The organism is Pseudomonas sp. Z1-14 (assembly GCF_051132005.1).
Lineage (GTDB): Bacteria > Pseudomonadota > Gammaproteobacteria > Pseudomonadales > Pseudomonadaceae > Aquipseudomonas.
Window position 1 is genome coordinate 1,465,378 of sequence record NZ_CP071646.1, and the last position, 16,425, is coordinate 1,481,802.

11 protein-coding genes and 4 tRNA genes are annotated in these 16,425 nt (G+C 61.6%); 9 read left to right on the forward strand and 6 right to left on the reverse strand.

The window, feature by feature from the left end; all coding sequences use genetic code 11:
- The first annotated feature begins 735 nt into the window (after positions 1–735).
- Positions 736–1,059 (forward strand): sel1 repeat family protein, encoded by a 324-nt coding sequence (locus tag J3P89_RS06935; protein ID WP_434572466.1) that lies wholly within the window; start codon positions 736–738, stop codon positions 1,057–1,059.
- A 175-nt stretch (positions 1,060–1,234) separates the two neighbouring features.
- The gene (gene rmuC / locus J3P89_RS06940) at positions 1,235–2,623 is read left to right on the forward strand and encodes a DNA recombination protein RmuC (RefSeq protein WP_434631194.1); all 1,389 of its coding nucleotides are present in this window, start codon (positions 1,235–1,237) and stop codon (positions 2,621–2,623) included.
- Between the two features lie 145 nt (positions 2,624–2,768).
- On the opposite strand, the gene J3P89_RS06945 is transcribed toward rmuC, so the two are convergent.
- Positions 2,769–6,239 carry a hybrid sensor histidine kinase/response regulator gene (locus tag J3P89_RS06945; protein ID WP_434697092.1) on the reverse strand — a complete coding sequence of 1,157 codons (3,471 nt, stop codon included), beginning with the start codon at positions 6,237–6,239 and terminating at the stop codon, positions 2,769–2,771.
- A gap of 252 nt (positions 6,240–6,491) precedes the next feature.
- Complete coding sequence (locus J3P89_RS06950) at positions 6,492–7,031, reverse strand: TetR/AcrR family transcriptional regulator (RefSeq protein WP_434697093.1); 540 nt, start codon at positions 7,029–7,031, stop codon at positions 6,492–6,494.
- A gap of 102 nt (positions 7,032–7,133) precedes the next feature.
- Here J3P89_RS06950 and J3P89_RS06955 point away from each other — a divergent pair, with 102 nt between their 5' ends.
- The 3 genes from J3P89_RS06955 to J3P89_RS06965 all read left to right on the forward strand — a co-directional run bounded on the left by J3P89_RS06955 (position 7,134) and on the right by J3P89_RS06965 (position 11,536).
- Entirely contained in the window at positions 7,134–8,327 is a 1,194-nt protein-coding gene (locus J3P89_RS06955; protein ID WP_434697094.1) for an MFS transporter, read from the forward strand.
- 104 nt (positions 8,328–8,431) lie between these two features.
- Positions 8,432–9,580 carry a TDT family transporter gene (locus J3P89_RS06960; protein ID WP_434697095.1) on the forward strand — a complete coding sequence of 383 codons (1,149 nt, stop codon included), beginning with the start codon at positions 8,432–8,434 and terminating at the stop codon, positions 9,578–9,580.
- Between the two features lie 81 nt (positions 9,581–9,661).
- Complete coding sequence (locus J3P89_RS06965; protein ID WP_434697096.1) at positions 9,662–11,536, forward strand: MFS transporter; 1,875 nt, start codon at positions 9,662–9,664, stop codon at positions 11,534–11,536.
- A gap of 150 nt (positions 11,537–11,686) precedes the next feature.
- On the opposite strand, the gene sugE is transcribed toward J3P89_RS06965, so the two are convergent.
- From sugE to rdgC, 3 genes are all read right to left on the reverse strand, one after another.
- The gene (sugE, locus tag J3P89_RS06970; protein WP_305499474.1) at positions 11,687–12,001 is read right to left on the reverse strand and encodes a quaternary ammonium compound efflux SMR transporter SugE; all 315 of its coding nucleotides are present in this window, start codon (positions 11,999–12,001) and stop codon (positions 11,687–11,689) included.
- Between the two features lie 117 nt (positions 12,002–12,118).
- Positions 12,119–13,084: a bile acid:sodium symporter family protein gene (locus J3P89_RS06975; RefSeq protein ID WP_434697097.1), complete on the reverse strand. Its 966-nt coding sequence runs from the start codon at positions 13,082–13,084 to the stop codon at positions 12,119–12,121.
- Between the two features lie 142 nt (positions 13,085–13,226).
- Positions 13,227–14,147: a recombination-associated protein RdgC gene (gene rdgC / locus J3P89_RS06980; RefSeq protein WP_305499478.1), complete on the reverse strand. Its 921-nt coding sequence runs from the start codon at positions 14,145–14,147 to the stop codon at positions 13,227–13,229.
- Between the two features lie 160 nt (positions 14,148–14,307).
- Here rdgC and J3P89_RS06985 point away from each other — a divergent pair.
- The 4 genes from J3P89_RS06985 (at position 14,308) to J3P89_RS07000 (ending at position 14,826) form a co-directional block, all read left to right on the forward strand.
- Positions 14,308–14,383: transfer RNA gene (locus J3P89_RS06985), tRNA-Val, on the forward strand.
- A 19-nt stretch (positions 14,384–14,402) separates the two neighbouring features.
- Positions 14,403–14,479: transfer RNA gene (locus J3P89_RS06990), tRNA-Asp, on the forward strand.
- 177 nt (positions 14,480–14,656) lie between these two features.
- Positions 14,657–14,732: transfer RNA gene (locus J3P89_RS06995), tRNA-Val, on the forward strand.
- Positions 14,733–14,749: 17 nt separating this feature from the next.
- Positions 14,750–14,826 (forward strand) — tRNA-Asp (locus J3P89_RS07000).
- A 451-nt stretch (positions 14,827–15,277) separates the two neighbouring features.
- On the opposite strand, the gene J3P89_RS07005 is transcribed toward J3P89_RS07000, so the two are convergent.
- Positions 15,278–16,414, reverse strand: a complete 1,137-nt coding sequence (locus J3P89_RS07005) for a catalase family protein (RefSeq protein WP_434697099.1) — start codon at positions 16,412–16,414, stop codon at positions 15,278–15,280.
- Positions 16,415–16,425 lie beyond the last annotated feature (11 nt).

Consider the following 16,425-nt stretch of genomic DNA (forward strand, 5'->3'; position numbering starts at 1 on the left):
CCCGGGGTGAAGATCCTGATCAATTTTGCAGGTTGGTTCGGTCAGAGTAACGAGCCTGGCAGGCACCCTTTGCATTCGATCAAAGGCAGTGCTGACGCAAGATTTACCTGGAAACCATCGAGGGGATCGGTCTCTTTTTATCGGTGGGGCTGCCCTTGAGGGTGGCTGACCGTGGAGATGTGTTCGACCCGGAATTGACTTTCAGCTTGGTACTAACGCCGCGGATACTAACGGATCGGAATACCGAAGGGAAGGCCATCGATCAATAAATATTCAAACCCGACCAGTGGGACGCCGCGCTCTGCCTTGCGTGGCTGGCGAGCCCGGGCGATCAGCCAAGGCACTCTCCCGGGTTATCCCCAGGTCCCACCTCTGCGAATGCCTCAAAAAGCGCGGCGATATAACCGTTCGCGTGTTACTTGTGCACACTTGCGACGAGGCTTGTCACCGAACTGTCATGTAGGAACATTCTGAGGTGGGTGCCTGTATCCAAAATTTAAGTCAATGAAAAACATCGCTTTTTTTAGCTGGTGAAAAAATCGTCAGTTTGAGCGCAGGCCCCGTTCCACAGGGCTTGCGGCGAGTTCAGGGTAGGTTGTCCACTGAGTTATCCACAGCTTCTGTGGATTGTCCCAAGCGCTTGCTCTAGGACGGGCGTGCCGGTTTTTTTCGACTTTACCCGTACGAAAAAAGGAGTAGAGTGGCGCGCCTTCTGACCTGTCACCGTAGTGCGTTATGAAGTTCCGCTCAGTATCAAATCCTGTTACCTCCACACCCCAGGGTGTTACCCCACCCAAGCGTATTTCGATGCGCGTGGCCGAATGGTTACTCGACAGCCCGCGCCTGGGGGACAGCCCCAGCGTCAAGCACCTGGCCGGCCGCCTGCTCAAGCAACCGGCCCGTGAAGGCGTGGTGGCGGCCCAGAGCCGTCTCGGCCAGCTGATGTGCCGCGAATGCGGTAACGCTCGGGACCGGCGCATCGGCCAGGACCTGCTGCGCCAGGCTGCCCGGGCAGGTGATCACCGCGCTCGCCAGGCGTTGGGTGAAATCGAAGACTGAGCTGGGCAACGCCGGGTTGCTTGGTTAACCTTCGGGCTTTATTTCATCCGCGGAAATTGTCATGGCTATGGATTTGACCAGCCTGTTGCTTGGTCTGGCGGGCGCTGCGCTGCCGTTGCTGGCCCTGGCCTGGCATCTGCAACGACAGGCCAGCGCGGCGCAGACCGAACTCGCCCTGCTGGAAGAACGCCTGGCGACCGCGCACATGGCCCACGACGGGTTGAACGCCCAGCTGGATGCTTGCCGCGACGAAATCAGTGACCTGAGCCAGGCCAATGCCGCCAAACAGGCCGAGCTCGCGGCGGCCAGTCGCGAAGTCGAATTGCTGCAGATCGAGCGCGACAATGCTCGGGACGCGGCCCACGCCTGGAATCTCGAACGGGCCAACAAGGAAGCGGAACTGCGGCGGCTCGATGCCCAGGCGGCTTCGTTGCACGCCGAGCTGCGCGAGCAGCAGGAAAGCCATCAGCAGCGCCTCAATGACCTGCAAGGTTCGCGCGACGAGTTGCGGGCGCAGTTCGCCGAGCTGGCCGGAAAAATCTTCGACGAACGTGAACAGCGCTTCGCCGAAACCAGCCAGCAGCGCCTGGGGCAATTGCTCGATCCGCTTAAGGAGCGCATCCAGTCGTTTGAGAAACGCGTTGAGGAAAGCTATCAGGCCGAGGCTCGCGAGCGGTTTTCCTTGGGCAAGGAGCTTGAGCGCTTGCAGCAATTGAACCTGCGTCTGAGTGATGAAGCCACCAACCTTACCCGTGCCCTAAAGGGGCAGAAAACCCAAGGCAACTGGGGCGAACTGATCCTCGAGCGGGTGCTCGAACACGCAGGCCTGGAAAAGGGCCGCGAATACCAGACCCAGGTCAGCCTCAAGGGCCCGGACGGTGAGCGTTTCCAGCCGGACGTGTTGATTTACCTGCCCGGCGACAAACAGGTAGTAGTCGATTCGAAGGTCAGCCTCACGGCTTACCAGCAATACGTCGCCGCCGAAGATGACGCCATCGGCCAGCTCGCTCTCAAGCAGCATGTCGTGTCGCTGCGAGCCCACGTCAAGGGCTTGGCCGGCAAGGACTACAAGCGCCTCGACGGTTTGCACAGCCTGGATTTCGTGTTGCTGTTCGTGCCGATCGAGGCCGCGTTTTCCGCCGCGCTGCAAGCCGAGCCAACGCTGTTCCAGGAAGCCTTTGACCGCAACATCGTGATCGTCAGCCCGACGACGCTGCTGGCGACATTGCGGGTCATCGACAGCTTGTGGAAGCAGGAGCGTCAGAGCCAGAACGCCCGGGAAATTGCCGAGCGCGCCGGATGGCTGTACGACAAGTTCGTGCTGTTCATCCAGGACCTCGATGAAATCGGCAATCGCCTGCAGCAACTGGACAAAGCCTACAGCGCCGCGCGCAACAAGCTGACGGAAGGGCGCGGCAACCTGATCAGCCGCAGCGAACAACTGAAACTCCTCGGCGCCCGGGCGAGCAAAAGCCTGCCGACGGAGCTGCTGGAACGGGCAATGGCGGATGTGGATGGGTTGCCTGAGGTGGCGGAAGAACCCAGCACGGACACCCAAGGCTGAAGCACTTCTCAAGGCCTGAAAGCGCCCCCCCCCGTGGCGAGGGAGCTTGCTCCCGCTGGGCTGCGCAGCGGCCCCTCTTTTATGAGTGCTGCGCACTCAAGCGGGAGCAAGCTCCCTCGCCACGGGAGACCGTGCCCCCGCTTTACTACAACGGCAAATGCCGACTCAACAACGCCCGCAACGCCGCCGGCTTCACCGGTTTGGCCAGGTAATCCAGCCCCGCCGCATGCACTTGCGCCACCGTCTCCGGCCGGCCGTCGGCGCTGATCACCACCCCCGGCACCGGCTCGCCCAGGCGCGTGCGCAGCCAGGCCATCAGCTCGGTGCCCGTCTCGCCGTCGTCCAGATGAAAATCCACCAGGGCCAGTTGCGGACGCCCGCCCTGGGCGAGCCAATGCTCGCACTCTTCGCGGTTGCGCGCGGTCCAGACCTGGCACCCCCAACGCGTCAGCAAACTGCTCATGCCGATCAGGATGCTGTCTTCGTTATCCACACACAGCACCTGGGCCCCGCTCGGCAATTGGCCGTTGGGTTCGGGCGCGGCACTGGGAGCAGCGGCCTGGGTGCTGGCCAACGGCACGCTGACACTGAACACGCTGCCGCGCCCTAGCCAGGAACGCACGCGCAACCGGTGATCAAGCACGCGGCACAGGCCATCGGCGATCGCCAGGCCCAGGCCGAGGCCTTTTTCGGCGCGGGTCTGATGGCTGTCGAGGCGTTTGAACTCTTCGAAAATGACCTGCTGTTTGTCTTCGGCAATACCCGGGCCACGATCCCAGACTTCCAGGCACAGCTCGCCCTGGCGGCGGCGCACGCCCAACAGCACGGGACCTTTGGCGTAGCGGAAGGCATTGGTGAGGAAGTTCTGCAAGATCCGCCGGAGTAGCTTGATATCGCTGTCGACCCGCAGCCGCGAGCCACGAACGCGGAACTTGAGCCCTTGCTCCTGGGCCAGCACGGTGAATTCGGCACCCAGGGTATCGAACAGGTCGTTGAGCACGAAGGGCTTGCGATCGGGGTTGATCTTGCCGTTCTCCAGGCGGGAGATGTCGAGCAGGTCGGTTATCAGGTCCTCCGCCGAACGCAGCGAGCTGTCCAGGTGCTGCACCAGTTGCCGGGCTTCGCCGGGCAGGCTGTCATGCTGGTGGGACAGCGCGGCGGAGAACAGCCGCGCGGCATTCAGGGGTTGCATCAGGTCATGGCTGACGGCGGCAAGGAAGCGGGTCTTGGACTGATAGGCGGCTTCTGCGGTGCTCTTGGCCTCGGTCAGCGCCAGGTTCAGCTGCGACAGTTCCCGGGTGCGCTCGGCCACCCGTTGCTCCAGCCCTTCGTTGGCCTCGGTCAAGGCTTGGGCGGCTTCGCGGAACGCGGTGATGTCAGTGAAGCTCATGACAAAGCCGCCGCCGGGCATCGGGTTGCCGATCAGCTCGATCACCCGGCCGTTGGGGAACAGCCGTTCCGAGGTATGCGCGCGGCCCTGGCGCATCCAGTGCAGGCGCCGGGCAACGTGGACCTCGGCCTCGCCGGGGCCGCAGAGGCCGCGTTCGGCGTTGTAGCGGATGATGTCGGCAATTGGCCGGCCGACGCTGATCAGGCCGTCGGGGTAATTGAACAGCTCAAGATAGCGACGGTTCCAGGCCACCAGCCTGAGGGACTGGTCGACGACGCTGATGCCCTGGGTGATGTTTTCGATGGCGCCTTGCAGCAGCGCGCGATTGAACTGCAGCACCTCGGACGCTTCGTCGGCGATCCGCACGACGTCCTCCAGTTGCATCTCCCGCCCTTCAATTGCCGCCTTCACCACCGCCCGCGTCGAAGAGGCGCCCAGCACACCGGCCAGCAGGCGCTCGGTGTGGGCGATCCATTCGCTGTCGGCGTTCTGGCTCGGGTTGAAACCTTTGCCCTGGCGGTAGGCGAAACGGATGAAGCTCTGCCGCGCGCGTTCTTCTCCGACGAACCGGGCGGCCAGTTGCAGCAGATCGTCGATCTGTACCGCGAGCATCGAACGCGGGTTGGGGCGGGCGCTGATTTCCTGGCCGATGAAGCGCCCGGCCTGCCAGTGCTCCGACACGCGGGTGCGGGACAACACCGAGACCCAGGCGAACAGGATGAAATTGCCGGCCAGGGACAAGACCACCCCTTGCGTCAGCGGAGTAATCGGCAGGTCCAGCGGGTTGCCGTGCAGCCAGGCAAGGCCGGGAAAACTGCTCAGTGACCAGCCCAGGCTGTGGGCGGCGATCGGCAGCACCAGCGTGTAGAACCAAAGGAAGATCCCCGTGGCGAGGCCGGCGAACACGCCGCGTCGGTTCGCCTGTTTCCAGTACAGCGCGCCGAGCATCGCGGGCGCCAGCTGAGTCACGGCGGCGAAAGCGATCTGGCCGATGGTCGCCAGGCTCGCCGTCGACCCCAGCAGCCGGTAACTGACGTAAGCCAGCAGCAGGATCACGACGATGCTCACCCGGCGTACCGACAGCATCCACTGGCGGAACACCTCGAAGGGCCGCTCGGCGTTGTTGCGGCGCAACAGCCAGGGCAGCAGCATGTCGTTGGAGACCATGGTCGACAGGGCGACACTCGCCACGATGACCATGCCGGTGGCGGCCGACGCGCCGCCGATGAACGCCAGCACCGCCAGGGCCGGGTGCGCCTGGGCCAGCGGCAGGCTGATGACGAACGAATCCGGCAGCACCGAACTGGGCAACATCATCTGCCCGGCCAGGGCGATCGGCACCACGAACAGCGCGGCCAGCGCCAGGTACGCGGGGAACACCCACTTGGCCAGGCGCAGGTCCTGCGGGTCGATGTTCTCGACCACGGTCACGTGGAATTGCCGGGGCAGGCAGATGATCGCCATCATCGCCACGCCGGTTTGCACGACCATGGACGGCCAGTTGATGGTTTCCTTCCAGTATTGCTCCAGGCGGGGCGCCAGCATCGCCTGGTTGAACAGGTCATCAAAACCGTCATAGAGGCCAAACGTGACAAACGCGCCGACGGCCAGGAAGGCGAACAGCTTGACCAGCGACTCGAAGGCAATCGCCAGGACCATGCCGCGATGGTGCTCGGTGGCGTCCAGGTTGCGGGTACCGAAGACGATGGTGAACAGCGCCAGGATCAGCGAGACGATCAGGGCGGTGTCCTGGGCCCGGGTGCCCATGGCGTCGGCGCCGGCGCCGATCAGCAGGTTCACCCCGAGCACGATGCCCTTGAGCTGCAAGGCGATGTAGGGCAGCACCCCGACCAGGCAGATCAGGGCGACCACAATCGCCAGGGACTGCGACTTGCCGTAGCGGGCGGCGATGAAGTCGGCGATGGAGGTGATGTTCTCCTGCTTGCTGATCATCACCATCTTCTGCAGGACCCACGGCGCGAACACCAGCAGCAGGATCGGTCCGAGGTAGATCGGCAGGAACGACCAGAGCTGTTCGGCGGCCTGGCCCACGGCGCCAAAGAAGGTCCAGCTGGTGCAATAAACCGCCAGCGACAGGCTGTAGACCCAGGCCCGCACGCGCGGCGGCAACGGCGTGCTGCGTCGGTCGCCGTAGAAGGCGATGGCAAACATGATGGCCATATAGGCCAGGGCGACAACGGCAATCAGCCCGCTGGACAGCGACATGGAAACTCCCGGACAAATATCCCCGGGCTCGGGCCCGGCACGACAGTCTCGCATGCCCGCTCGGGTTCGTCAGTGTCGACCAAGGTCGGGGCGTGGCGGGGTGTCGCGGGTGGGGTGGAGTGCTCGGGTTATCGGGTGTTCTTTTGGGCCTCTTCGCGAGCAGGCTCGCCCCCACAGTGGATCTGCGGGGCACACAAATCTTATGCCCGCCGGAGACCCCATGTGGGAGCGAGCCTGCTCGCGAAAGCGGCCCTACTGACCCAACGCTATGTCAACCAACCGATACAACTCCTCAACCTCCAACGGCGCAGTGGCAAACAGGATACGAAACACCGTCGGCGCCACGATCACATTCACCAGCCGCTCGATGCCCGGATTCGGCTCATCGGGATAGCGGTCCAGGATGATCTGCAACTGACCGCTGATAATGCCCACGCAATAGCCCGGCGTGGCGCAGGCCTGGATGTCGCGCATCATGTTGCGGCCGGGCTCGGAACTCATTTCGTCCAGGTACTGCTCGGCCCAGGCACGCAAGTCGCCGCGCAGGCTGCCGGTATTGGCCGGCTCGCCGTCCGGACGCATGCGTGCGATGGCGACATCGGCCAGCAGCGCTTGCAGATCGCCCCAGCGCCGATAAATGGTGGACGGCGTCACCCCGGCGCGCGCGGCGATTTGCGGCACGGTCAGGCTGGCGCGATCCTGCTCCTGCAATAACGCGTGAACGGCCGAATGAATCGACTCTTGGACCCGGGCGCTTCTGCCGCCGGGGCGTAAACCTTCTTTAATAGCCATGAATCGGACCTTAACACAAAGAATTTGCTTTAAGCGCATGCCGGTAGCACACTCCGCAAAAGCAAAAAATTAGCTTTTGTGAATGCCTTGTGGAGCGTGCCCATGTCTCGTCCAGCTTCGACCCGCGCCAGCCTGATATTTCTGGCGCTCACCTTGCTCGGCTTCCTGGCGGCGTCCAGCGCGCCGACGCCGTTGTATCATCTCTACCAGGAACATATGCAGTTTTCCCCGGCGATCCTGACACTGATCTTCGGCGTGTACGCGTTCAGTCTGCTGGCGGCTTTGCTGGTCGTCGGTTCGCTGTCGGATTACCTCGGTCGCAAGCCAGTGATCTTTGCGGCATTGCTGCTCAACATGCTGGCGATGCTGCTGTTTATCAACGCCGACAGCGTCGCCTGGTTGATCGGTGCGCGTTTGATTCAGGGTTTTGCCACCGGAATGGCCACCAGTGTATTGGGGGCGGCGTTGCTGGACTTCGATCGTCAGCAGGGGCCGCTGATCACCAGCGTGGCGCCATTGCTCGGCATGGCGTGTGGCGCGATGGGCTGCGGCCTGCTGGCTGAGTTCGCGCCGATGCCGCTGCAATTGACGTATTGGCTGCTGCTGGCATTGTTTCTCTTCCAGGCGATTTACCTGTGGCGCCTGGCGGAAAGCGTCAGCCCGCAGCCCGGGGCGTGGCGATCGTTGCGCCCGACTTTGCATGTACCTGTCCAGGCCCGGCGCGCCTTGTGGCTGATATTGCCTCTGGACCTGGCGGCTTGGGCGGTCGGGGGATTCTATTTGTCCCTCGCGCCATCACTGGTGCGGGCCGCGACCGGTTCGACATCGAACCTGATTGGCGGCGCGCTGGTGGCTGTGCTCACTCTCAGTGGTGCCTTGTCGATCTACACGCTGCGTAACCGGGCGGCAAGAACGATGCTGCGGCTTGGCGCCAGTCTGCTGGTGCTCGGCCTGGGCCTGGTATTGACGGCCGTACACACGGCCAGTCTGCCGTGGTTTTTCATTGGCACCTTGATCACTGGCAGCGGTTTTGGCGCCGGATTCCTCGGCGCCCTGCGCAGCATCATGCCGCTAGCCTTGCCCCACGAACGGGCCGGCCTGATGTCGGCGTTCTACGTGCTCAGTTACCTGGCCTTCAGCCTGCCTTCGTTGCTGGCGGGAAACCTCACGCGTACTTTCGGGCTGATTCCGACCACCGATGGCTACGGCGCCGTGCTGATTGTGATGGCAGTCGGTGCGCTGGCGGGCTTGCTGCGCCAGCCTGCAGAACCGCTGGCGGAGGGGGTGGGATCGTGAGGGTTTATCTGTAAAACAGAATAGATATAGAGAAATTACCCGTTATATAGATATTCTTTTCAGTTCTAGCATGGCTTTACCTCATCCGATAACGAGGATTGACCATGACTAGCTGCGCTGCAAAAAACCGTTTACGCCCGCTGAGCCACTTGGCCGGACCCTTGGAGGTCGTCCGACAATTCACCCCGAACTGGTTCGCCGCCACCATGGGGACTGGTGTGCTGGCGTTGGCCCTGGCGCAAGTGCCAGGCGGCAATGCCGGATTCCACGCATTTGCTGAAGGGCTGTGGTTGTTCAACATTTTCCTGTTTGCACTGTTCACCGGGCTGTACGGCGCTCGCTGGATGCTTTTTTTCAACGAGGCCCGGCGAGTTTTCGGCCATTCAACGGTCTCGATGTTTTTCGGCACCATTCCCATGGGCCTGGCGACGATCATCAACGGCTTTCTGGTGTTCGGGTTGCCGCGCTGGGGGGATGGCGTGGTGGCGGTGGCAGAGGTGTTGTGGTGGATCGACGTGGTGATGTCGCTGGCCTGCGGCGTGCTGATTCCGTTCCTGATGTTCACCCGCCAGGAGCACCGCATCGACCAGATGACCGCCGTGTGGCTGTTGCCCGTGGTGGCCGCCGAGGTGGCCGCTGCCAGTGGCGGGTTGCTGGCGCCACACCTTGGCGACGCCCATGCGCAACTGGTCACGTTGGTCACTAGCTATGTGTTGTGGGCATTTTCGCTACCGGTGGCGTTCAGCATTCTGACCATCCTGCTGCTGCGCATGGCCCTGCACAAACTGCCGCATGAAAACATGGCCGCTTCGAGCTGGCTGGCCCTCGGCCCTATCGGCACAGGCGCCCTGGGCATGTTGCTGCTGGGAGGCGAGGCCCCGATGATTTTCGCTGCCAATGGCTTGCCGGGCGTGGGCGAGGTTGCCTCGGGGCTGGGGCTGGTGGCCGGCATCACCCTGTGGGGCTTGGGTTTGTGGTGGATGTTGATGGCGCTGTTGATCACCCGGCGCTATCTGCGCGAAGGCATCCCGTTCAATCTCGGCTGGTGGGGTTTCACCTTTCCCTTGGGCGTGTACGCACTGACCACGCTGAAACTGGCGAGCGTGCTGGGGCTGGTATTTTTCAACCTGCTGGGTTGCGCACTGGTGGTGATGCTGGCGGTGATGTGGCTGATCGTCGCCCGGCGCACGGTGCTGGGCGCCTGGCACGGTGAGTTGTTCGTGTCGCCTTGTATTGCGGGGCTGGGGAAATAATCGTCAAAGACAGGTAATGTGTGGCCTGGATCGAAAAAGCGTCATTCCAATAAGCGTCCAAGCCACTCAGGAACATGGAAGATGAGTCACCCCTCGCAGTTCACCTTGCTTCGCACGCGGCGTTTCCTGCCGTTCTTCATCACGCAGTCCTTCGGCGCGTTCAACGACAATATCTTCAAGCAGTCGCTGATCCTCGCCATCCTCTATAAATTGACCATCGAGGGTGATCGCTCGATCTGGGTCAATCTCTGCGCGCTGCTGTTCATCCTGCCGTTCTTCCTGTTCTCGGCGCTGGCGGGCCAGTTCGGCGAAAAATTCGCCAAGGATGCGTTGATTCGCCTGATCAAGCTTGGCGAAATTGCGATCATGGCGGTCGGCGCGGTGGGTTTCCTGTTCGATCATCTGTGGCTGATGCTGGTGGCGCTGTTCGCCATGGGCACGCACTCGGCGCTGTTCGGGCCGGTGAAATATTCGATCCTGCCGCAAGCCCTGCGCGAGGATGAGCTGGTCGGCGGCAACGGCCTGGTGGAGATGGGGACGTTCCTGGCGATCCTCGCCGGCACCATCGGCGCCGGGATCATGATGTCCTCGGCCAATTACGCGCCCGTGGTCTCGGTGGCGATTGTCGGCATTGCCGTGGCCGGTTACCTGGCCAGCCGCGGCATTCCGCGGGCGGCGGCCGCTTCGCCGCAGATGCGTTTGAACTGGAACATCTTCAGCCAGTCCTGGGCGACCCTGAAGCTGGGCCTCGGGCAGACCCCGGCGGTATCCCGCTCGATTGTCGGCAATTCCTGGTTCTGGTTTGTCGGCGCGATCTATCTCACCCAGATCCCGGCCTATGCCAAGGAGTGGATGCACGGCGACGAAACCGTCGTGACGCTGATCCTGACGGTGTTTTCGGTGGGGATCGCCCTGGGCTCGATGCTCTGCGAAAGGCTCTCGGGGCGCAAAGTGGAGATCGGCCTGGTGCCGTTCGGTTCGTTCGGGCTGACGGTGTTCGGCTTGCTGTTGTGGTGGCATTCCGGTGGAATCCCCGCCAGCGTCGACGGCCATGGCTGGCTGCAAATTCTGGGTTTCGGCCACGCCTGGCTGGTGCTGATCGATATCCTCGGGCTGGGTATCTTTGGCGGTTTCTACATCGTGCCGCTGTATGCATTGATCCAGTCGCGCACCGTTGAAAACGAGCGGGCGCGAGTGATCGCCGCCAACAACATCCTCAACGCCTTGTTCATGGTGGTCTCGGCGATCGTTTCCATCGTCCTGCTGAGCCTGGCCAAGCTGTCGATCCCGCAGCTGTTCCTGGTGGTGTCGCTGCTGAACATCGGCGTCAACGCCTACATCTTCAAGATCGTCCCCGAGTTCAGCATGCGTTTCATGATCTGGCTGCTCAGCCATTCCATGTACCGCGTGGAGCATCGCAATCTGGAAACGATCCCGGATGAGGGCGCAGCGTTGCTGGTGTGCAATCACGTATCGTTTGTCGATGCCTTGCTGATTGGTGGCGCTGTCCGTCGGCCGATTCGTTTTGTGATGTACTACAAGATCTACAACCTGCCGATCCTGAACTTCATCTTCCGTACCGCCGGGACCATTCCGATTGCCGGGCGCCAGGAGGATATCCACATCTATGAAAAAGCCTTCAGCCGCATCGCCCAATACCTGAAGGACGGTGAGCTGGTGTGCATCTTCCCTGAAGGAAAGTTGACCGCCGACGGTGAGATCAACGAGTTCAAGAGCGGGCTGACGCGCATCCTTCAAGAAACCCCGGTGCCGGTGATTCCCCTGGCATTGCAGGGCTTGTGGGGCAGCTTTTTCAGCCGTGATCCGAGCAAGGGGCTGTTTCGGCGGTTCTGGTCGCGGGTGACGCTGGTGGCGGGGACGGCGGTGGCGGTCGAGGCGGCGGAGCCGGCGAAGTTGCAGGCGTTGGTCGGAGAGTTGCGCGGGGCGGTCAGATAAACCAAAAACCTGTGGGGGCGAGCTTGCTCGCGATGGCCATATACCTGTCGACATTGATGTTGCTGACAGACCGCAATCGCGAGCAAGCTCGCTCCCACAAAGGCATTTGATCTAATGTGGGAGCGAGCCTGCTCGCGAAGGTGTAGTGGCTTAAGCGCTGACCTTGAGCCCGACCAGCCCGGCTATGATCAGCGCAACGCTGGCCAGCCGAATCAGCGCCATCGACTCGCCAAACAGGATGATCCCGGCGATCACCGTGCCGACGGCACCGACCCCGGTCCAGATGGCATAGGCAGTGCCCAGCGGCAACTCCTTCATCGCCAGGCCGAGCAGGCCGAGGCTGATCGCCATGGCGGCGATTGTCAGTGCGGTAGGGAGCGGGCGGCTGAAGCCGTCGGTGTACTTCAGGCCGACAGCCCAGCCGACTTCGAACAGGCCGGCGAAAAACAGAATGATCCAGGACATCACACACCTCATCGATGGATGGGGTCGTCCCCGGATAAAAACTTCATGGCATTGCGGGGTCGTCCCCGCATTGGGCGCAAGAGTGCCCAATGCTGACTATTCGGTCAAGTCCTTCGGTCAGTCCGCGGTTTGTCGGGTGAGCTCTTCGCGGTCCTGTTTTTCACTCATGCGCCGGAACCAGGTCGAGAGCAGGGCGCCGGAAATGTTGTGCCAGACGCTGAACAGCGCGCTGGGCACTGCCGCCAGCGGCGAAAAGTGTGCGCTGGCCAATGCCGCACCGAGGCCCGAGTTCTGCATGCCGACTTCCAGCGACAACGTCTTGCGTTGGGCCAACGGCAACCCGAAAAGCCGACCGGTGAAATACCCCAGCAGGTAGCCGAAGCTGTTATGCAGGATCACGATCGCCATGATCAGCAGGCCGGACTCAGCGATCTTCGCTTGGCTGGCTGCCACCACCGCCGCAACGATGATCACGATACTGACCACCGATACCAGCGGCAGCACCTCTACGGCATGACGGACCCGCGCACCCAACAAACGTTGGGCAACGATACCCAGTGCGATGGGCAGCAACACAATTTGCAGTATCGACCAGAACAATGCCGAGAACGACACCGGCAGCCAGGCCGAGGCCAGCAGCCATATCAGCGTCGGGGTCAGCAGCGGGGCAAGCAGGGTTGTGATGGCGGATATCGCTACGGCCAAGGCCAGGTCGCCGCGGGCGAGCCAGGTCATCACGTTGGAGGACGTGCCGCTCGGGCAGCAACCCACCAGAATCACGCCGACGGCGATTTCGGGCGGCAGGCTGAATACCTGGCAAAGCAGCCATGCTGTCCCCGGCATGATCACGAACTGGGCAATCACCCCCAGGGCCACCCGTCCAGGGCGACGAGCCACTTCGGCAAAGTCTTCCAGCTTCAGTGCCAGGCCCATGCCGAACATCACCAGGCCCAGCAGCGGCACAATGGCGCTTTTGAGACCGATGAACCAGGTCGGCAGAAAGAACGCCACGACGGCGAACAGCAACACCCAGTAAGCGAACGTATTGCCGACGAAGCGGCTCAATGCAGCCAGTGCACGCATGATCTGATCCTTGTTATAAAAAACACCGAATACCCGTGTGGGAGCGAGCCTGCTCGCGAAAGCGGGGTGTCAGTCAGCATCGCTGTGGCTGTCATACCGCTTTCGCGAGCAGGCTCGCTCCCACAAGGGCTATCCGCTACTTTTAGATCCCTTGCGGAATCTCTTCACCACCCAGCGCTTCAACCAGCGCCGGCAGGAACTCGCCGAACGTCAGCATCATCAGGGTGAAGCTGGCGTCCAGTTGGCCGAGGGCTTCGTCGCCGCCGTCCTGTTCCGCCTGGTCTTGCAGCAGGTCTTCGAACTTCAGGCGCTTGACCACCATTTTGTCGTCGAGCACGAAAGACAGCTTGTCTTGCCAGGCCAGCGACAGTTGCGTCACCACCTTGCCGGTGTTCAGGTGCAGCTGGATTTCGTCGCTGGTCAGGTCCTGGCGCTTGCAACGGACGATGCCGCCATCTTCATGGGTATCGCGCAGTTCGCATTCGTCCAGCACGAAGAAATCGTCTGCGGCTTTCTGGGTCTTGACCCAGTCGGTCATGATCGCGGTCGGGGCCGTCTTCACTGTCAGCGGGCGCACCGGCAGCGTGCCGATGACTTCGCGCAGGGTCGAAAGCAGGTCTTCGGCGCGTTTCGGGCTCGCCGAGTTGACCAGGATCAGGCCCTGTTTCGGCGCGATCGCGGCGAACGTGGACGAACGGCGGATGAAGGCGCGAGGCAGGAAAGCCTGGATGATTTCATCCTTGATCTGGTCCCGTTCCTTCTTATAGACCTTGCGCATCTGCTCGGCTTCGATCTCTTCGACCTTTTCCTTGACCGCGTCACGGACGACGCTGCCCGGCAGGATGCGTTCTTCCTTGCGTGCGGCAATCAGCAAAAAGTCCTGGCTGACATGCACCAGGGGGGCGTCTTCGCCTTTGCCAAATGGCGCGACGAAACCGTAAGTGGTCAACTCCTGGCTTGCACAGGGGCGTGCCAGTTTGCTCGCCAGTGCAGTTTCCAACGCCTCGGCATCAACAGGCAGATCTTGGGTCAGGCGATAGATAAGCAGGTTCTTGAACCACATGGGGTGAGTCTCTCCTTTATACAAAGGGGGGCATTATTCTCTTCGCGGCGCCATAGGCCAACCCTTCGCTAAGCCTTTGGAAGGCCTGAAAAAATTAAATTAAAAAGTGCTTGCCAGCTTAGGAAGTGCTCCGTAGAATGCGCGCCACACCGAAAGCGAAGGGTGATTAGCTCAGCCGGGAGAGCGTCTGCCTTACAAGCAGAATGTCGGCGGTTCGATCCCGTCATCACCCACCATTCGCTTCAAGTGTTATGCGCAGCGGTAGTTCAGTCGGTTAGAATACCGGCCTGTCACGCCGGGGGTCGCGGGTTCGAGTCCCGTCCGCTGCGCCATATTCGGTAACCTGGAACACTGAACGCCAGGTCACCACAGAAAGCCCGCTAACGCGGGCTTTTTGCTGTCTGGAGTTTCCGTGGTGCGCGTGAATCACATTTTTTTTGCTGGATTTATCAATTAAATCAGCACGTTATAAAAAACTGTGAGAGAATGCGCCCCGCATCGAAAGTGCAGGGTGATTAGCTCAGCCGGGAGAGCGTCTGCCTTACAAGCAGAATGTCGGCGGTTCGATCCCGTCATCACCCACCAAACTTTCAATGTTACGCGCAGCGGTAGTTCAGTCGGTTAGAATACCGGCCTGTCACGCCGGGGGTCGCGGGTTCGAGTCCCGTCCGCTGCGCCATATTTGGTATCTGGAACGCTGAACGCCAGGTACCCGCCAGAAGCGGCGCTTTTCCTTAAAGAGAGGGAAGGCGCCGTTTTTTTTGCTTTCGATATTGTTCAGGCAAATCCAGGGTCGAACGCAGAGCCCATTGTGGGAGCGTAATGCAGTTCACTTAAGGTATCGACATTCCCGTGGCGAGGGAGCTTGCTCCCGCTGGGCTGCGTAGCGGCCCCAAAACCTGCCGAATACGCAGCATCAAACACACCGTACCCGCCGAAATACGACTGCTTCGCAGCCGAGCGGGAGCAAGCTCCCTCGCCACAGGTCCGTCGTTTTTTCTTAAGTGAACAGCATTAATTGTGGGAGCGGGCCTGCCCGCGAAGAGGCCGGCACGTGCGACATCTTAATCAGCCATGACGCCGCTTCGCGAGTATCACCGCAGAAACGGATATACACACCACACCACAGCCTACTGCTCAGCATTGCGACTATGCCGATAATCGCTGACCGCCTCATACACCGCTTTACGCAAACGGTTGATACCGCCAATAGGCCGATGCGCCTCGAGCCCAAACCACGGGTTGAACGACAGGTTGTCGCAAGCCAGGTTCAGCTTGGGTGTATCGAAATCCTGGGCCGGCACCTTGATTCGCGCCACCGTCTCGAATGGCGCATCGCTTTCCTGCCACTCGATACTGGTGTCTTCGATCGGCATGTATTTGCCCGGGTCCTGACGCTGGATCTGTAGCACAAAACAGGCTGGCACGCGGTCTGTGGATAACTGCTGAGTCAGTGCGCTGCGCAAGAAATTCGGCAGGTCCTGGTTCTGCTTGGGCAGGGTATAGGCTGGGCAGTTGTCCGGATCCGGCGCGACGCGAAACTTGGCATTGGCCGCGCCGAACTTGTACGGCGATACCGAGAAATAAGTGGTCTGGGTCGGGCTCGCCGGAGGCGGGGAGAGTGTCGCCAGGGCGATGAACAGATGACGGATCTGCCAACTGCGTGGGTCCAGGCTCGGAAAGAAAGCCATCGCCTTTTTTCCGTCAGCCTGGGCCGCCACGTTCTGACGGTATTCGGCGACATCGCTGACAAAGAAGTTCGGATGATTGAACATCACGAAGTCCTGCTCGCCCTGCGATTGCCGGTCAGCGAGCAATTGCTTGCCAGGCACATCCAGCAGCTTGATGGCCATGCCACGTGCATCGCGCAGGCTGTCGAACTGTGGATAAGCGTTGCCGTTGGACAGGCGGATCGTCGCCTGCCAGGTCTTGCCCGGTTCGGCGAATACGCCCTGGCGCAACGGTGCCGGCAGATCGCCGGGCACCTGGACTTCGGCCATCACGCAGCCATGGGCCTTGGCATGGGCATCGCGCAGGTAGCGCGTGCCGTCGCGGTGCTGGTCGACGATGCGGATGGCGGTCTGGATGATGTCCTGGGTCATGGCGCTTTCACCGGGCGGTATCTGCTCCCTGTCCGCGACCGGCCCACTGTGTTGCCAGGCGAACCAGGCCGTGGCCAGGGCCCAGCCGAGCAGGCCGATGCCCAGCAGCCAGAGGAGCGTCTTGCCCAGAAAGGCGCCGAGGCGCAGCCAGAGCTTTATGAGCATGGCGCAATCCT